The sequence below is a fragment of the Mesorhizobium sp. LNJC394B00 genome, assembly GCF_000502555.1.
In the GTDB taxonomy this organism is placed as follows: Bacteria; Pseudomonadota; Alphaproteobacteria; order Rhizobiales; family Rhizobiaceae; genus Mesorhizobium.
On record NZ_AYWH01000002.1, the window covers coordinates 353,221 to 370,909 of the forward strand.

At 63.7% G+C, this 17,689-nt stretch carries 15 protein-coding genes and 1 pseudogene; 11 read left to right on the top strand and 5 right to left on the bottom strand.

Annotated features, from left to right (window positions below):
* Positions 1-24 precede the first annotated feature (24 nt).
* Positions 25-816, top strand: coding sequence for an SIS domain-containing protein (locus tag X751_RS157435; RefSeq protein WP_023700933.1), 792 nt, complete (start codon positions 25-27; stop codon positions 814-816).
* A gap of 62 nt (positions 817-878) precedes the next feature.
* Here the strand turns inward: X751_RS157435 and rsgA are convergent, their stop codons facing one another.
* Complete coding sequence (rsgA, locus tag X751_RS157430) at positions 879-1,892, bottom strand: ribosome small subunit-dependent GTPase A (protein ID WP_245265739.1); 1,014 nt, start codon at positions 1,890-1,892, stop codon at positions 879-881.
* A 186-nt stretch (positions 1,893-2,078) separates the two neighbouring features.
* On the opposite strand from rsgA, the gene X751_RS1000000166805 reads away from it, so the two are divergent.
* A complete protein-coding gene (locus X751_RS1000000166805; protein WP_156936362.1) occupies positions 2,079-2,216 on the top strand; it encodes a hypothetical protein in 138 nt (45 codons plus the stop codon).
* 458 nt (positions 2,217-2,674) lie between these two features.
* Here the strand turns inward: X751_RS1000000166805 and X751_RS157425 are convergent, their stop codons facing one another.
* The gene (locus X751_RS157425; protein ID WP_023728493.1) at positions 2,675-4,270 is read right to left on the bottom strand and encodes a GMC family oxidoreductase N-terminal domain-containing protein; all 1,596 of its coding nucleotides are present in this window, start codon (positions 4,268-4,270) and stop codon (positions 2,675-2,677) included.
* Positions 4,271-4,575: 305 nt separating this feature from the next.
* Here X751_RS157425 and X751_RS157420 point away from each other — a divergent pair, with 305 nt between their 5' ends.
* From X751_RS157420 to X751_RS157405, 4 genes are all read left to right on the top strand, one after another.
* Complete coding sequence (locus X751_RS157420) at positions 4,576-5,646, top strand: sugar ABC transporter substrate-binding protein (RefSeq protein WP_023744122.1); 1,071 nt, start codon at positions 4,576-4,578, stop codon at positions 5,644-5,646.
* Between the two features lie 159 nt (positions 5,647-5,805).
* Positions 5,806-6,789 carry an ABC transporter permease gene (locus tag X751_RS157415; protein WP_023744123.1) on the top strand — a complete coding sequence of 328 codons (984 nt, stop codon included), beginning with the start codon at positions 5,806-5,808 and terminating at the stop codon, positions 6,787-6,789.
* A gap of 5 nt (positions 6,790-6,794) precedes the next feature.
* Positions 6,795-8,297, top strand: a complete 1,503-nt coding sequence (locus X751_RS157410) for a sugar ABC transporter ATP-binding protein (protein ID WP_023744124.1) — start codon at positions 6,795-6,797, stop codon at positions 8,295-8,297.
* Between the two features lie 4 nt (positions 8,298-8,301).
* On the top strand, positions 8,302-9,270 hold the full coding sequence (locus tag X751_RS157405; protein WP_023700940.1) for an ABC transporter permease: 969 nt from the start codon (positions 8,302-8,304) through the stop codon (positions 9,268-9,270).
* A 74-nt stretch (positions 9,271-9,344) separates the two neighbouring features.
* Here the strand turns inward: X751_RS157405 and gloA are convergent, their stop codons facing one another.
* Positions 9,345-9,755, bottom strand: a complete 411-nt coding sequence (gene gloA, locus X751_RS157400; RefSeq protein ID WP_023744125.1) for a lactoylglutathione lyase — start codon at positions 9,753-9,755, stop codon at positions 9,345-9,347.
* Positions 9,756-9,912: 157 nt separating this feature from the next.
* Here gloA and X751_RS157395 point away from each other — a divergent pair, with 157 nt between their 5' ends.
* Both X751_RS157395 and X751_RS157390 read left to right on the top strand, forming a co-directional pair.
* Positions 9,913-11,355: an FAD-binding oxidoreductase gene (locus tag X751_RS157395; RefSeq protein WP_023744126.1), complete on the top strand. Its 1,443-nt coding sequence runs from the start codon at positions 9,913-9,915 to the stop codon at positions 11,353-11,355.
* A 3-nt stretch (positions 11,356-11,358) separates the two neighbouring features.
* Positions 11,359-12,153 (top strand): FadR/GntR family transcriptional regulator, encoded by a 795-nt coding sequence (locus X751_RS157390; protein ID WP_023744127.1) that lies wholly within the window; start codon positions 11,359-11,361, stop codon positions 12,151-12,153.
* Between the two features lie 321 nt (positions 12,154-12,474).
* Here the strand turns inward: X751_RS157390 and X751_RS157385 are convergent, their stop codons facing one another.
* Positions 12,475-13,362, bottom strand: a complete 888-nt coding sequence (locus X751_RS157385; protein ID WP_023744128.1) for an AraC family transcriptional regulator — start codon at positions 13,360-13,362, stop codon at positions 12,475-12,477.
* An 863-nt stretch (positions 13,363-14,225) separates the two neighbouring features.
* Here X751_RS157385 and X751_RS157380 point away from each other — a divergent pair.
* Positions 14,226-14,924, top strand: coding sequence for a HipA family kinase (locus tag X751_RS157380; protein ID WP_348524579.1), 699 nt, complete (start codon positions 14,226-14,228; stop codon positions 14,922-14,924).
* Entirely contained in the window at positions 14,921-15,715 is a 795-nt protein-coding gene (locus tag X751_RS157375) for a DUF3037 domain-containing protein (protein ID WP_023735078.1), read from the top strand. Before X751_RS157380 ends, X751_RS157375 begins: the two co-directional genes overlap by 4 nt.
* A 160-nt stretch (positions 15,716-15,875) precedes the next feature.
* Here X751_RS157375 and X751_RS01000000163590 read toward each other — a convergent pair.
* A pseudogene (locus X751_RS01000000163590) lies at positions 15,876-16,853 on the bottom strand (NAD(P)-dependent oxidoreductase).
* Positions 16,854-16,909: 56 nt separating this feature from the next.
* Between X751_RS01000000163590 and X751_RS157370 the strand changes: the two are divergent.
* Complete coding sequence (locus X751_RS157370) at positions 16,910-17,650, top strand: FadR/GntR family transcriptional regulator (RefSeq protein ID WP_023744129.1); 741 nt, start codon at positions 16,910-16,912, stop codon at positions 17,648-17,650.
* Positions 17,651-17,689 lie beyond the last annotated feature (39 nt).

Here is a 17,689-nt window from a genome sequence, read left to right on the forward strand (position 1 = left end):
GACACAGCAAACAGGAGTACCCACGTGTCCGATCTCTACATCCACCGTCTCGCCGCCCTCATCGACCAGGCTGCGAAAGCCAATGAAGAGGCCTTTGGCCAGGCCGCCAGCCGCTTTGCCGACTCCCTCGAGGGCGGCGGGCTGGTGCATCTCTATGGCTCCGGCCATTCGGTGCTGCCGGTACAGGAAGTGTTTCCGCGCTATGGCAGCTATGTCGGTTTCAACCCGCTGACCGACCCGCGCGTGATGTGGCACAATGTGCTCGGCGCCGGCGGCGTGCGCGAGCTTTTGTGGCTGGAGCGAACTGAAAAATACGCCGAAAAATTCCTCGACCACCAGCCGCTCAACAAGGGCGATTCGATCATCATCTTCGGCCATAGCGGCCGCAACTCGTCGGGCATCGACACCGCGCTCTACGCCAGGAAGCGCGGCATCTTCGTCGTCGCTGTCACCAGCAAGAACAATCTGGACAAACCGGCGACGCACTCGTCCGGCAAGCGGCTGGCGGATGCCGCCGACCTCGTCATCGACACCTGCTCGCCGATCGAGGACGCCATCGTGCCGGTCGAGGGCTGGAGCCGGCCGGTGTCGGGCTCATCGACGGTGCTTGCCATGATCCTGGCGCATGAGCTGATCGCGCGCACGGCCGAGCAGCTCGCCAAGCGCGGCATCGAACTGCCGGTCTTCGCCTCGCCGACCATTGCCGGCGTGACGCTGCACGACACCGACGTCATCTACGGCGTCTACCGCGAGCGCATGCTGGAGGCGCAGCAGAAGCACCTGCCGACCTTCCAGGCGACGATGCGGGGAGAGTGAAAGCACGGAGGCCCGGCACATGGCCAGGCCTCCAATTTCTCTCGCTGGAATTTTCCGGATGTTCAACGCCGCTTCGGGCGCCCGGCAGGCGATTTGTTGCCGCGCGGGCCGCTCTGAACCGGCGTGTTGCCCTGGTTTTCCTCCGACAGCTTGCGCCAGCGGGCAAGGCGCTCAGGGTCGAGCGTACCCGCCTTCAACGCAGCCTGCACCGCGCAGCCCGGTTCGTGGACATGGGTGCAGTCGCGGAACTTGCACAGCGGTGCGAGCTCGGTGATTTCGGCAAACAGCGTGTCGATGCCGGATGCGACGTCGCTGACATGCAGCGTGCGCATGCCCGGCGTGTCGATTACCCAGCCGCCACCGGCGATGGGGTGCAGCGACCGCGCCGTGGTGGTGTGGCGACCCTTGGCATCGTGTTCGCGGATGCCCGCAGTCTGTTGCGGCGATTGCTGCGCCGCTCCGGCCAGCGTGTTGACCAGCGTCGATTTGCCGACGCCGGAGGAGCCGACCAGCGCCACCGTCTGCCCTGCGCCACACCAGCGAGCAAGCGCCGCTGCGGCATCGGCGACGCGCGGGTTCAGCGTCACTACGGGCAAACCACGCTGAAGGGCGGCAGCCTGGCTTTGGTATCTCTCGGCATCGTCAGCGGTGTCGGCCTTGGTCAGCAGGATCACCGGCGTCGTTCCGGCCTCGTTGGCCAGCGCGAGATAGCGCTCGAGCCGGGCGATGTTGAAATCGGCATTGCAGGACGTCACGATGAACAGCGTGTCGACATTGGCCGCGGCCAGCTGCGGCACCCTGCCGCCCTGTGTGCGGCGCTCCAGCACCGTCTTGCGGGTCAGGCGGCGGCGCAGCAGATGCGTGTGAGGCTCGACCAGCACCCAGTCGCCGACGGCATAGTCGCCGGTGTTGGCATTGGCCGGCAGCGTCAGATCCACTGGCCCTGACAGAGACAGACCGGCCAGACGGTCGCGGTGCACCGAAGCGATGCGTGCCGGTACGAGGTCTGCTTCATCGGCTTCAAGCTGGTCGCCGAAGAAATCCGTCCAGCCCAGGCTTGCGAGGGAAGCCGTCACGGCTTTGACCAGGGGGACGGCGTCACAGACATCGGAGAGTATCCTTTGGCAAAATGGGCGCGGACCCTCGGGGCGGTTGTTCAAGCCGTGTATGGGCGGCGTGGCGGAATTTGGCAAGCCGAACCGCGCCGATGGCCGAGCCGTTTCGCGCACCACGTTGGAACGCATCGCGGCGGTGGTTCGCTGATGCGCTTACGCGTCGTTACTCTCAATGTCTGCAACACGGAAGGCGAACCGGAGCGCCTGGCGGCCATCAACCGGGAGCTGAGGCGGCTCGACCCCCATCTGTCGCTCTCCAGGACGTCGTCCAGACAGCCGATGTGAAATCCCTCGATACGCTGCCCGATGGTTTGGATTTGCATGCAACGCATCAGGCCTCGTCGTCGACCTCGAAGTTGGCAAGGACGGCTGAGGATGGCAGGTCGGGAAGCCTGGTAGAAGGGAGGGGGATGGCCGGCGCCACAGGGGGCGGGGGGTTGGGATGGGGTTGCCTGAAGCACCGGCCAAAGCGGGACAAGTCCCACGTCCACAAGCTAGCAGAGGTTGGATCGGTTCATATGGTGTGATCGCGGAACTGGCGCCAAAGCGCTTTCACATCCCCGCGCAGGCGTCGGCAACGGGCCCGCAACCGGGGGTTTCCGGTCGGTTGGTGGGTTGCGCAAGCGCCGGTTGAAGGCGCTGCGGGAGGCTGTCGTTTTTAGTGGGGTTCGAGTGCTATGCGCTCAGCGACAGGTGCTCAAGGCAAGGCAATCGCATGGCGCCACCACATGCCATTGTCCTGCTTACGCCACCGGCAGCATCCGCCCCGCAATCAGATCCGCCGCCTTCTCCGCAATCATGACCACGGCGGCGTTGGTGTTCGACGACACGATGCTCGGCATGACCGAGCTGTCGCAGACGCGCAGGCCTTGCAGCCCGCGCACGCGAAGCTCGGGGTCGACGACGCTGTCGGCATCGCCGCCCATCCGGCAGGTGCCGACTGGGTGATAGGCGCTGCGGCCATGTTCTCGGGCGAAGGCTTCGAGTGCTGAGCGCCCCTGCATCGCCTTGCCGGGCAGATGCTCGCGGCTGATGTATCTGGCGAAGGCTGGCTGCGACAGGATTTCGCGGCTGATCTCGATGCCGTCGATGGCGCGTTCGAGATCATAGCGCTCGGCGAACGGGTTGGGGTCGATGATGGGCGCATCGCGCAGGTCCGCGGACTTGAGCGTGACGCTGCCGCGCGAACGCGGGCGCACATGGTAGGAGTTCAGCGTGCAGCCATTGCCGCCGGGAACCGAGCCGATGCCTTCCTCGACGCCGGCGCCGGGCAGGAAATGGAACTGGATGTCCGGCGTCTTCTCCGCGCGGTCGCCCCACCAGAAGCCGCCGGCCTCGACGATGTTGGAGGCCACCGGCCCCTTGCCGAACAGCGCATATTCAAGACCGGCGACCGCTTGCCAGCGCTTCTTCTTGTAACGGTCGATGCCGTGCGGTCCGTTGAGCTCGGCGACGACATCGACGTCCATGTGATCGTGCAGATTCTGGCCGACGTTTTTGGAATCGTGGACCACCTTGATGCCGTGCTCGCCGAGATGCACGGCCGGGCCGATGCCGGACAGCATCAGCAATTTCGGCGAGCCGATGGCGCCGGCGGCGACGATGACTTCGCGCTCGGCGCGGAGCAGTTCGGTGCGGCCATTGACGATGATCTCGACACCGATGGCGCGGCCGTTCTCGACCACGATGCGGCTGACGGAGGCGTCGGTGCGTAGCGTCAGATTCTTGCGGCCGAGCGCCGGCTTCAGATAGGCGACCGCCGTGCTCGAGCGTTTCCCCCGGCGCGTCGTCGTCTGGTAGAAGCCGGCGCCCGCCTGCTTACCGGCGTTGAAGTCGGCGCGGAAAGGAAGGCCCGCCTGCTGCGCCGCCTTGACGAAGATGCGGGTCAGCGGATGCGGCGCGCCGCTGGAGACGCCGAGCGGGCCGTCAGTGCCGTGCTGCGCATCGGCAAAAGTGTCGTTGCCCTCGGAGCGGACGAAGTAGGGCAGCACGTCGGCATAGCTCCAGCCGGCACAGCCATTCTCAGTCGCCCAGCCGTCATAATCCTCAGGGCAACCGCGGGTGAACACCTGGGCGTTGATCGAGGAGCCGCCGCCCAGCACGCGGGCCTGCGGATAGACCATGGTGCGGCCGTCGATCTCCTTGCCGGGCGCGGTGTCATAACCCCAGATCAGCGGCCCCGACGTCATCTTGAAGAAGCCGACCGGCAAATGGATGTAGCGGTCGGTGTCGGGCGGACCGGCCTCGAGCAGCACGACGGACACGTCCGGGTCCTCGCTCAGCCGGGCGGCCAGAATGCAGCCAGCCGAACCGCCGCCGACAATGATGTAATCCGTCATTTCCACTCCCGGGTTCTCTTTGTTGGAGCATGATCTCCGGACAAAACGGTTTCCCGATTTGTCCGAGAAAACCGGTTCCCACTTCTAGGGATCATGCTCCGGCGGGCGATGAAAATCACCGCCCCTTCCTCTTGCGCGCGACGATCTCAAGTCGCTTGTGCCACGTCAAGAGAAAGGGTATGGTTATCGTGTTGAAGGGTTGTCGTACAAGTGGAGGAGCTTGACGATCCTCACCACGAGGTCCCGGCCGCGCTCCCTGCGCAAGATGCCGGGCGGAACAGAATTCAATCGGGAGGTTTCGAGGTATGAACGACACGAAGAATTTTGCGGTCAACCGGCGCACGCTGATGATGGGCGCCACCGCCGGCGTGGCGGCACTCGCCATGCCGAGCGTGCTGCGCGCGCAGGAAAAGCCGACGCTGGTGACGTCGATCCGCTCGCTGTCCAACCCCTATCACGCGGTGTGGAAGACCGGCGCGGAAGCGTATGCCAAATGGGCCGGGCTGGAACACGTCACGCTGGTTTCGGAAGGCAACAGCGAGAAGGGCATTGCCGACATCAAGGCGATGCTGGCCAAGACCGGCGGCAACATGGTGCTGAATTCCGATCCCAACGACACGCCCGATGCGCGCCCGATCGTCGAGGCCTGCGCCAAGGCCGGCGCCTATGTGGTGACCCAGTGGAACAAGCCTGGGGATCTGCACCCGAAGGATTTCAACCCGAACTATGTCTCGCATATCGAGTTCGACGGCATCGACAGCGGCAAGACCATCGCCGAGATCCTGTTCAAGACCATTGGCGGCAAGGGCGGCATCGTCGCACTCGGCGGCCTGATCTCGACCACGGCGGCGATCGAACGCAAGAAGGGCCTCGATGCGGCGCTCGCCGCCAACCCGGACATCAAGCTGCTCGACTTCCAGGTCGCCAACTGGAAGTCGACCGAAGCCTTCGACCTGATGGGCAATCTGCTCACCCGCTTCGGCGACGACATCAAGGGCATCTGGGCGGCCAATGACGATATGGGCTCCGGCGCACTGGAAGCGCTGCGTGCCGAAAATCTCGCCGGCAAGGTGCCGATCGTCGGCGTCGACGGCATCAAGACGGCGGTCGATGCGGTGCGCACCGGCGAGTTCGCCTGCACCGTCACTTCGGATCCGTTCTGGCAGGGTGGCATGGGTCTAGCCATCGGCTACAACGCCAAGATCGGCAAGTTCGACCCTACCAAGGAGCCCCCGGAGCACCGTGAGTTCTACGGCAAGGCGGTGCTGATCTCGCACGACAATGTCGAGGAATATTACAAGACCAATGTCGATGCGAAGCCCGAGATCGACTGGAACGATCTGTGGGGCCGGGTCACCGGAGCAATCCGCACCTGATCCATCGGAGTGGGCTGCAACTCCCTGGCGGCCCGCTTCCTCCCGCAGCCGTCGCGATCCCCTTGTCGCGACGGCTGTCACCAGCAGACGGGAAGCGGTTTCTTGACAATCCATACAGAACCCCTGAAGTCCGTTTCGGACATCGAGCGGACGACGCCCATGACATCGTTCCCCGGCCGCATCGCGACATTCCTGGGCGGCAGGCGCTGGCGCAGCCTGGCGCCGCTGGCGGTGCTGATTGTACTCTGCGTACTCATCGCCATTGCCAACCCCAATTTCATCGAGCTGCGCAATCTGGTGCGGCTTGCGAATTCCGCCGCCGTGCCGCTGACGCTGGCGATGGGGCTGACCTTCATCATCCTGATGGGCAGCATCGACCTCGCAGTCGAAGGCACGCTTTCGGTGGCGGCGATGGTGCTTGTGCTGCTCGCCGCCAATGACGGCAACGGCAACGACTATGGCTGGTGGGCGGTGCTCGCTGCCATCGCCGCCGGCACCGCCATGGGCTTCGTCAGCGGTCTCATCCAGACCATGCTGCGCATCCCGTCCTTCATGGGCACGCTCGGCATGTGGTTCATCGGCCTCGGCCTGTCGGTCTATATGCTGGGCGGCACGGCCATCAAGCTGAACGACGCCTCGATCCGCGACCTGGCCTTGCACCGTTTCCTCGGCCTGCCGGTGGCGGTCTGGGTCGCGTTCGGCGCCTTCCTGCTCGCCACTGTCATCCAGTATCACACCAAGCTCGGCCGCCACATATTGGCGATCGGCGGTGATGAGGATGTCGCCAAGCTCTCCGGCGTCAATGTCGTGCGCGTGCGCATCACCGCTTTTGCGCTGGCCGGGTTCTTCTTCGGCATTGCCGGCGTGCTGGCCGCGGCACAGCTCGGCCAGTCGCACGCCGTCATCGGCGACGGCAGGCTGTTTGCAGCGGTCACCGCAGTGGTCGTCGGCGGCACCGCTTTGACCGGCGGCGAGGGCGGCGTCGTCAACACGCTGATCGGTGTGCTGATCGTCACCGTGCTTGCCAATGGCATGATCCTGCTCGGCATCTCGCCCTACATCCAGCAGACGGTGCAGGGTCTGATGATCATCGCCGCGGTGGCGCTGTCGCTCGACCGTGTCCGCCTGAAAATCGTCAAGTGAACGCCATGCTGCAGGCGTCCAGCATCATCAAGAATTTCCCCGGCGTCCAGGCGCTGCGCGACGTCTCAATCGAGGTGCGGCCCAATGAAGTTGTCGGGCTGATCGGCGAGAACGGCGCCGGCAAGTCGACGCTGATGCGGGTGCTGGCCGGCGGCTACCGGCCGGATAGCGGCTCGCTGACGCTGGATGGCGAACAGCTGCGCATGCGCAACGCCCGTGATGCGGCCAGGCATGGCATCGGCATGTTGTTCCAGGAGCAGTCGCTGGTGCTGAACCTGACGGTTGCCGAAAACATCTATCTCGGCGAAGAGGACCGCTTCACCCGCTTCGGCCTCGTCAATTGGCGCGCCATGAACGCGGCGGCGCGGCGGCAACTGGCCAAGATCGGCATCGACATCGACGTCACCGCGCGCACCTCCGAACTCACCTTCGCCGCACGCCAGATGGTCGAGCTCGCCAAGGCGCTGACCTTGGAGGAAGTGGTCGAGCGGCAGTTGCTCATCCTGCTCGACGAGCCGACCTCGGTGCTCAACGCCGCTGATATCGAGGTGCTGTTCGCGCGGGTGCGCTCGCTTAAATCCCGCGCCAGTTTTGTGTTCGTCTCGCACCGCCTCGACGAGGTGCTCAACATCTCCGACCGTGTCTACACGATGAAGGACGGCGCGGTCGTCGCCGAGCACCGCGCAGCTGAAGTCACCGCGCCGGAGCTGCACGAGATCATGGTCGGGCGCGGCCTGCAGGCCGAATATTACCGCGAGGCCCGCCAGCTCGCGCCGCGCGATACAGTGATGGTCGAGGCCAAGGGCCTTGGCGCCAACGGTTACTATCACGGCGTCGATCTCTCGATCCGGGCGGGCGAGATCGTCGGCATTGCCGGCGTCGTCGGCTCCGGCCGCGAGGAGGTGACGCGCACCGTTGGCGGCTTCGTCCAGCATGATGCGGGCGAGATGAAAATCGCCGGCGATGCCGTGCGCTTCTCCTCGCCGGAACCGGCGGTGCGCAAGGGCATTGGCTATGTCCCGCGCGAGCGCCGGCTCGAAGGGCTGGTGATGTTCCTGTCGATCGCGGAGAACATTTCGCTGGCCGATCTCTCCAGCGTCATGCGCCATGGCGCCATCGATTATGGCAAGGAGCGCCGGCTTGCCGCCGACTGGATCAAGCGGCTGCGCATCAAGGCGCCCGGTCCCGATGCCGCCTGCCGCAAGCTCAGCGGCGGCAACCAGCAGAAGGTGGTGCTGGCGCGCTGGATGACGGCGGGCTCGCGCATCCTGGTGCTCGACCATCCCACACGCGGCCTCGATGTCGGCGCCAAGGAGGAGGTCTACGAATTGGTACGCGATCTCTCGGCGCAAGGCGTGGCGATCCTTTTGATTTCCGACACGCTGGAGGAAACGATCGGTCTGTCGCACCAGGTGCTGGTGATGCGCGACGGTGCAATCACCGCGCGCTTCGATGCCAGTCCGGGCAACAAGCCGAACCAGGTCGATCTTCTCAGGGCAATGGTGTGAACCGATGAATGAGGCGTTCTCCATCAGGCAGGTTTTCGAGGGCAAGTGGACGCAAGGCGCCATTCCGCTGATCCTGCTGGTCGGCCTGCTGCTGATCATCGAGATCGCCGCGCCCGGCTTCCTCACCGGCGAAACCGTGGCGCTTTTGTTTGCCAACACCGCCGTGCTGTTCATCCTGGCGACCGGCGTCACCTTCGCCATTCTGCTCGGCGGCATCGATTTGTCGATCCAGGCGGTGGCGTCACTAGCCAGCGTCATCCTGGCGCAATTGCTGCCGTCGCTCGGCCTCGCCGCCTTTCCGGTGGCGATCCTGTCGGGGCTCGCCTTCGGCGTGTTGAGCGGTGTCGTCCACGTCAAGCTGCGCGTGCCGTCCTTCGTCGCGACACTCGCCACCGGCGGCGTGGTCACCGGCCTGGCGCTCTGGGTCTCCAATGGCCGCGCCATCACCATCGAGGAGGCTGGTCGCGAAAACACCGCCTGGATCAACGCCACTGTCGCCGGCATTCCCGTGGTGGTGCTGATTTCGGCGGTCATCGGCATCGCCGCCTTTCTGGCGCTGCGCTACACGCGCTTCGGCCGGCAAGCGATCGCGGTCGGCGCCGGCGAACCGGCGGCGTGGGCGGCGGGCATCAATGTCGACCGCACCAAGATCATCGCCTTTGCCGCGTCGGGTATGCTCGCGGCCATCGCCGGCGTCGTGCTGGCGGCCAGGCTGTCGAGCGGCTCGCCAGTGCTGGCCAACCAGCTGCTGCTGCCGGCCATCGCCGCCGTCATCGTCGGCGGCACGGCGATCACCGGCGGGCTCGGCGGCGTTGCCCGCACGGCGGTCGGCGCGCTGATCATCTCGATCGTGCGCATCGGCATGACCTTTGTCGGCGTCAACATTTTCCTGGAAAATATGGTGTTCGGCGCGGTGCTGATCGCTGCCGTCGCCATTACCATCGACCGCAGCAAGATCGCGGTCATCAAGTGATCCCGCCTCCCAGGCAAGCGCGGACAGGACGGGACCGCATCGGCGCGAGGCCGATGCGGTCCGGCCCGATCGGATCACATTGTGTCGAGGCCGATCAGCTCGATCTTGTAGCCGTCGGGGTCTTCGACGAAAGCGATGTGGGTGGTGCCGTGCTGCATCGGGCCGGGCTTGCGCGGGATCTTGGCGCCGCGCTTTTCCAGTTCGGCGCAGACGGCGTAGATGTCGTTGACGCCGAGCGCCAGATGGCCGAAGCCGGTGCCGATCTCGTAGGGCTCCTCGCGGCCCCAGTTCAGCGTCAGCTCGACGACGGAATCCTTGTCCTCGGGGCCGTAGCCGACAAAGGCGTTGGTGAACTTGCCGCCGGGGTAGTCGTCGCGGCGCAGCAGGGTCATGCCGAGCACCTCGGTGTAGAAGGCGATCGACTTGTCGAGGTCGAGCACCCTGATCATGGTGTGCATATAGCGAAATCCCGGGGCGTCGCTCATTGGGGAAGTCCTCCGAATTCTGTGATTTGCGGGTCTGATCATCCACATCGCACGCTTGGCGGCAAGCCTCGCTTGATGTTCTCAATCAGGGTTGTATGATAACACGACAACGTCGGTATTTGTCCAGTCGTTTTGCCGAGGGGCACAGAGCCAATCCATGAATGCCGTGCTGCCAACCTCCGCATCGCAGATCGCAGCCCTGGTCGGCGTGCTGCCGAATGGCGGGCTGCTGACCGACGAAGAGGATCTGGCGCGCTACAGCCGCGATTGGTCGGGCGATCATTTCGGCCGGCCGCTGGCCGTGGCGCGGCCCTCTTCGGTGGAGGAAATGTCGGCGCTGATGCGGTTCTGCCATGCCGAGCGCATTCCGGTCGTGCCGCAAGGCGGCCTGACCGGGCTCGTCGGCGCCGCAGTGGCGGCGGATGGCGGCGAGGTCGTCATCTCGCTGGAGCGGATGACCAGGATTCGCTCGATCAGCCCGATCGACTTTGCCATGGTGGTCGAGGCCGGCTGCATTCTCGAGGACGCCAAGCGCGCCGCCGAAGCGAGCGACTGCCTGCTGCCGATCACTTTCGGCGCGCAGGGCAGCTGCCGCATCGGCGGCAATGTCGCCACCAATGCCGGCGGCTTCAACGTGCTGCGCTACGGCATGACGCGCGACCTGGTGCTTGGCCTCGAAGTGGTGCTGGCCGACGGCCGCATCTGGAACGGGCTGAAAGTGCTGCGCAAGGACAATCGCGGCTATGATCTGAAGCAGATCTTCATCGGCTCGGAGGGCACGCTGGGCATCGTCACCGCGGCGGCGCTGAAACTATTCCCCAAGCCGACGCAGATCGAAACCGCGCTGGTTGGCCTGCGCTCCGTCGAGGACGCGATGGCACTCTATGCAAGGGCGCGGCGCGATTGCAGCGATTTGCTCACCGCCTTCGAACTGATCCTGCGCGGCGGCATCGAGATCACCATGCGCGAAGGCCAGGATTTTCCCGATCCGCTCAGCCAGCCCTATCCCGTCTATGTGCTGATCGAGGTGTCGTCGGGCGGGCTGATCGACCTCTCCAATTTGCTTCTGGGGTTTCTCGGCAGCGTCGAGGACATCGTCGAGGACGGCGTCATCGCTTCGACGCGGGCGCAAGCCGAGCGGCTGTGGCTTTATCGCGAGATCATGGTCGAGCGGCAAGGCAGGGGCGGCCGCTACCTGCGCACCGATGTGTCGGTGCCGATCTCCAGGCTTGCCGATTTCGTCACCGATGCGCTGGCCGCCTTGGAGAAAGCCCGGCCCGACGCCCTGGCCGTCACCTATGGCCATGTCGGCGACGGCAACATCCACCTCAACGTCGTGCCGCCGGAAGGCATGGGCACCGAGGCGATGGAACATCTGTTCGAGCAGGCGGAAGCCGAGATCTTCACCGTCGTCGATCGTTATGGCGGCTCTATCAGCGCCGAGCACGGCATCGGCCGGGTCAAGCAGAAGGCGTTCCTCGAACGCATCGATCCGGTGACGCTCGACCTCGCCGCCGGCATCAAGGACGCATTCGACCCGCGCCACATTCTCAGCAACGGCCGCATTCTGGCGTCCGCACCCGCCGTCGACTATAGGTGAGCGATGACGCTGAAACTCGACAAGGTCAATCGCGGCCCACACCTCTCCACTCTGGTGGCCAGTTCCATCTCGCGCGAGATCGCGCAAGGCCGGCTGAAGCCGGGTGACCAGCTGCCGACCGAGGCGGCGCTGGCAACCACTTTCGGGGTCAGCCGCAACGTGGTGCGCGAGGCGATCGCGCGGCTGCGCTCGGAAGGCCGAATCTGGTCGCAGCAGGGGCGCGGCGCCTTCGTGGTCGAGAGCAACAACCCGACGGTGCTGACCATCGACCATGAGACGCTGCAGCGCGCCGACTCGTTTCGCAATCTGTTCGAACTGCGTGGCATCCTCGAAGTGCAGGCGGCGGCCCTTGCCGCAAAACGGCGCAGCGACGCCGATCTCAAAGCCATGGGCGATGCGCTGTCCGGCATGCGCGCCGCGCCCTATGGCAGCGTCGCCTGGCTGCGCAGCGACCTCGAATTCCACCGCACCGTCGCCGAGGCGACGCGCAATTCCTACATCGGCCAATTCCTGGTCTTCGTGTCCGAGCGGGTGCGCGAAAGCATTCTCGCCGCCGGCAACCAGCAAAAGTCGGACGACATGGCCCGCATCACGCTCGGCGAACATGAGCGCATCCTGAGAGCGATCCGTGCCGGCGACGCCGAAGGAGCGCACGCGGCGATGCGCGACCATCTGGCGGGCGCGGCGCTGCGGGTGGGGTTGCATGAGGGGGAAGCTGCGGAGATAGCGCCGGGGCCCGAGGCAGCGTCTCCGGTACGGCATTCGCGGTTGCGGAAGGCTGTGCGCGGGCAGGCTTAGGGATAGCCTTGCCTTATCCGCGCGCTGGGCCAATCGCCTATGGCGGCGCTGACCCCCACTCCGTCTCGGCTTCGCCGAGCCACCTTGCCGGGGCGAGCCACGGGTCTCGCCCGTCCTTCGGACCCCCCATTTCATGGGGGATGAGGAAATGTCAATCTCCGACATCGCAGCCCTTCAAAAGCTTGGGTTTCCTCTCCCCCACGAATGTGGGGGTAGAGGTGGCTCGGCGAAGCCGAGACGGAGTGGGGGAGCGCCATATCAGATTTCACTCGGTCGTCGGCTCACCAGCTCAGGGCCGGAGATAGGCCGCCACCCACCGCGCTATTTCAGCGGCAAAAACAGCTCAAGCACCACCTCGCGCACCGGTCCGTTCGACGAAAAGTGTCGCTGGCAATAGATCGGAAAGTCGCGCGCCTCCTCGCCGCTGGCCGGAAGCCATTCGCGGTAGAGGTAGAGCGCTGCCGGCTCGAGATTGTTGGTGTTGCCGGGATAGCGCAGCACCGCGCAGCGTCCGCCGGGGATCACGCCGGCCTTCATCTGCGCGTCCTCGATCGGCCCGCCTTCTATCGGCAGGTCGGTTCCGGCACAGATATCCATGCTGTAATCGGCCGGGTTCGCCGGCTCCCTTTCGGAACGGAACATGTTGAAGGTCGGGCTTGTCTCGGGCGAGAGGCCGGCCGCCTTGCGCCAGGCGATGAAGCGCTGGATGGTGTCCTGGAGCGTCGCCCGGTCGCCGCGATGCTCCATGATCGCCACCGGCGTCGGCGGCACTTCGCGGATCATCACGTCGTCGGGTTCGAAGATTATCTGCATGAGCGTGGTCCTTGCTTTGTCGAGCGGCCCGAAGGCCATGAGCCACGCCCCCCAGTCGGGAGACTTCCGGAACGACGAAGGCGATTGTCCGAACCGTTGCCGAAAGGCGCGGGCGAAGGCATCCGGCGCGTCGTAGCCGGCATCCATCGCTATGTCGGTCACGCTTTGGGCGTCGCTCTCGGCAAGCCGGTACGAAGCGCGTTTCAGGCGGGCGAGCTGGACATAGCGATGCACGGACAAGCCGAAGGTTGACGTGAACTGCCGGTGGAAATGGTATTTCGAGAACGCCGCGACGCCGCTCAACGCTTCCAGGCCCAGATCTCCGTCCAGATGCTGGTCTATGTGGTCCAGCACCCGCTGCATCCGGGCTTGGTAGTTTTCAAGTGGCGTCATCAACGTCTCGTCCTGTGTGGCGACACCAGATAGGCGCGTCAGGGCATTTCGCGCTCGACCGATATTGCGGTTTGACACGGATGGATGGCTGTTCGCTAGGCGGGTGCTTGGAGGTGCGCCAGGTCTGCTCGAGAGCGATGCGGCTGCGGAGTCGGCATCACGGGCGCGAGGGGCAGCGTCTCCGCTGCGGCATTCGAGATTGCGGAAGGCTGTGCTCGGGCGGGCTGACGGTCGAATTTCCGCCTTTGAATGTCCGGCGTTGAATGCCATATTCGTCGGATGGAAATGGATGCCTGCGAAATGAAGGTAGTCGATGGTTGGTCGTACCTCACGATCGACCAAGCGCTTGGTCTAAATCCCAAAATTCCGAAGCGTTGCCCAGAGTGCCATGGCGCTGTCCGTGCACACCGCGAAAGCAACAATGGGATGCGCGCTCATTTCGAACACATCGACGGCCATGATGGATGCTCACTGAAACCGCGAACCTTCTCAGGCAAACGGTCCATGCATCCTCACGCATTATCATGACCGATAAGCACCCGCACTGGCGACAGGTGAGACTGAGGATAAGAAGCTACTCGCCATACGCAACGCGCCGAAGCAGCTATCATAGACGCGACTGGCCAATGCCCGACCTATCAACAAACTAACCAAAACAAAGCAGTATGCTATACTTCGTACCCAAGACTCGATTCCGTTCGGGATGCGATGTATGCAATCCGAATTGGGATGGGTGGAGCATCATGGCTCTTGCATGTGGGGCGGTATGTCAGCCGGCGGAGGTGCGTCGGGAAATAGAGTCGTTTGGTTCAAGCACCAGCCCGATCCGGGTGGACACAGATTCAGGCGAGGGATTTCTCAAATCGATGGGAAATCCGATGGGTTCTGCGATACTTGTGTCGGAATTGGTGTCTGGAGAATTGGCTTCTTGGCTTGGCCTCAAGGTGCCGCCGTTTGCCATAGTCCACGACTGTCAAATAGACCTGACTATGGAAAGGAATGGGGCGCGCATGGTGCCGCCCATGTTCTTTTCACGCGCCGTTGATGGAACCCCACACGACGGAGGAGACACTTTTTTGTCTCGTCTCCGAGAGCCTGGTGACGTGGCGTTGCTGGTTGTTTTCGATACGTGGGTCCGCAATTGGGACCGGTTTTTTGATGGACAAGACAACGCCGACAACCTACTTTATGTGAAGGCTGAGGGGCGTCGTAAATACGATCTTGTCCCCATCGATCATTCAAGCTGTTTTATTGGGAATGACGTTGATTTTCCTATGGGGCCTGCCCCTGAGGCATGGGTCCTAGACCCAAATGTATATGGTAAGTTTCCGGCCTTCGATCCATATATCGACGCGAAGTCAGTCAAGCGCGCCGTCGAGAAGCTGTCTCAATTAAAGCGCGATTTCGTGGTTGAAGTCGTTAATTCTATTCCTGCACAATGGGGCTTTGGCCCCAACGCCGCGCTCTCGCTGGTCGATTTGATTTGTGAGCGCGGCCAATATGTGGTGAACACGATCTCAGGGCGATTGGTGGATGAACCGGAAATCCCGGGGTTGGTAAAATGATCCGAGAGTCACAAGGCTATTTTTCGCTCGTTCAATACTCAGAGTTCCCGGAGCGGGCTGAGTTTGTGAACATTGGCGTCATTGTGTTCGCTCATGCTTCGGTTTTTGTGAAGTTTAGCCATAGCCCGCGCCGCGCCGAGCAGGCGTTCAAAATCCATCTCGGTAACCATTTTCAGCACCTGAAAGAATCGATGGAAGGTCGATTGCGGTATGAATTTGGTAACGGCTGGGACAGGGAAAAGATCGAGAAATTTATAGGGCTTAGGTCTGGGAAGGTTCGCCTGTCCCCGGTTCGATCTGTGTTGGTTAAAGACCCCGAGAAGCTTGTCAGCGAACTGTTCGAAAAGCTGGTTGGTGAGGTACCCAGCTCGCCGCGCGGCCAAAGGCTGTCGACAAAACTGGCGCAAGCTTTTCGTTCTAATGGCGTCGAAGACTTCCTCGTGAAGCCTGACCCCGTCCATCTTTCCGGAGGCGTAAAGATCGAGGTTCCCTTTGCCTATCAGAATGGAGCCTTCAATCTGATTGACGCCGTGTCGCTTGCGGGTGACCCGGATAAGGCGCTCAACCGCGTCAGCCCGCATATGATAGAAGGCGAACTTCTTTACCAAGAAACCGCCCTTGATCGACCTGCTCGCTTAGTGGTGGTCGGGGACGATGCGCAGGCACAGGATGCGGAATTCGTAAACATGATTGCGGAGCAAATGGACCGCCACCATGTCCGATTCTATACCCTAAATGAGATCGAGCCGTTGGTTAGGGACATTCGCCAGAATTACGTCCTCCATCGCTAGTTCCGCGTTCGACGCCTTGCAATTTGTCAATCGCGGTTTCAAACCCCTTTCGCCTTCATATGCTTTAAGCTTCCGGGCGGCTCCGTTGAGCCGCTCGGATTTCACGCCAAGGGCTACAGGATGTAGGGACCGTTGGCTTGCGCCCGAATCCACCCGTTTTCTATTGGCCCGGTGATGTCGCCTCCACCAGCGACACCCCGTTCAACCCCGCAACAATATCCGACAGCGCCGGCACGAATTTCTCGCCGTGGCCGGTGGTGACCGCCGTGGCAAAGCCATTGCGCACCGCAGCGCCGATCGGGTTGGCCACGCCGGCTGATTGCGCGAAGGAGGCGAGCTAGGTCATGTCTTTCAGCGCGTTGACGATTGCGAAGCGTTGGGCGTTTTCGTTGCGGTTGAGGATGAAATCGAAGAAGGCCTGGTAGAAGCCGCAATCCATGCGGCTGCCGGAGATGACGCTGTTGAAGACCTGCGGCGTCAGGCCGGCTTTGGCGCCCAGCGTCAGCGCTTCGGAATAGATGGCGGAATAGCCCATCGAGACGAAATTGTTGAGCAGCTTCATGGTGTGGCCGCTGCCGGTCGGGCCGGTGGGAACGACGCGCGCGGCAAAGGCTTCGAGCACCGGGCGTGCGCGGGCGACCACTTCGGCCGCACCGCCGACCATGACGTCGAGTTTGCCTTCGGCGGCTTCCTTGGGCGTGCGCGCCAGCGGCGCGTCGATCAGCGTTATGTCTTGCTCCGCGAGGTCGGCGGCAAGCGCTGTCGTCGATGACGGGTTGGAGGTCGAGCAGTCGATGATCAGCAGCGGCGTCTTGGCCGCAGCAAGCCCGTCCGCGCCCTTGACCAGCGCTTCGACCTCGCGCGAACCGGTGACGCACAGGATCACGATGTCGCAGGCGGCGGCGAGTTCGCGCGGGCTTGGCGCTTCGGTGGCGCCGGCGGCGATCAGCCGGTCTGCGGCCGTGCGGCTGCGGTGGACATGGACCGTCAGCGGCCAGCCCTTGCGCAACAGATTGTCGGCCATGCCGGCGCCCATGCTGCCCAGGCCGATGAAGCCGATGCGTTCTTTCATGCAATCCTCCCATGGCTCGTGCCAGCGGGCCGAACTTTCGTCACCTTGCGGCGGGCACCCGTCGATGCAATTCTTTGAATAAGATTCGGCCTTCGAACAAGAAACGAACCGGAGTCGCGCTGATGGCGGAGCCCATGACTTTCGACGCCATACCGCAGGCGCCCAACCTGCGGACGGGTCTGGTCAACACGCTGATTGCGCAGATCGAATCCGGTGACCTTGCGCCGGGGCAGCGGCTGCCGACCGAGCAGGAGATTGTTGCTGCCACAGGCGTCAGCCGCACCGTGGTGCGCGAGGCGCTGGCGGCGCTGCGCGCGCGCGGGCTGATTACCACGCGCCAGGGGCTCGGCGCCTTCGTCGCCAAGGATCCGCCGCCGAAGACGTTTTCCGTGCTGCCCGACGATCTCGAATCGATCGACGAGGTGCTGCGCGTGCTCGAACTGCGCATGGGCATCGAGGTCGAAGCGACAGGCCTCGCTGCCCAACGGCGCAGCGAGGCGGCGCTTCAACAGATGAGCGCTCGGCTCGACGCGCTGGAGGCGGCGGTGCGTGCCGGCGGCTCCGGCTCGGAAGAGGATTTCGGCTTCCACCGCGCCATTCTCGCTGCGACGCAGAACCCGAATTTCACCCGGTTGTTCGACACGTTCGGCAGCGCCATGGTCCCGCGCCATTGGACGCGGCTCGACCGCATGACCGAGGATGAGCGGGAAAAATATCTCGACCGCATGCAGCGCGAGCATCGCGCCATTCTCGGGGCCATCGAGGCCAGGGACGTCAACGCCGCGCGCCGCGCCATGCGCAGCCATCTGACCAAAAGCTATGCCCGCTTCGAGGATCTGCGCGACAAGGCTGTTCACGATTAGGGAGCCAACCACGGTTGACCGACTGCTCATCCGGCGACC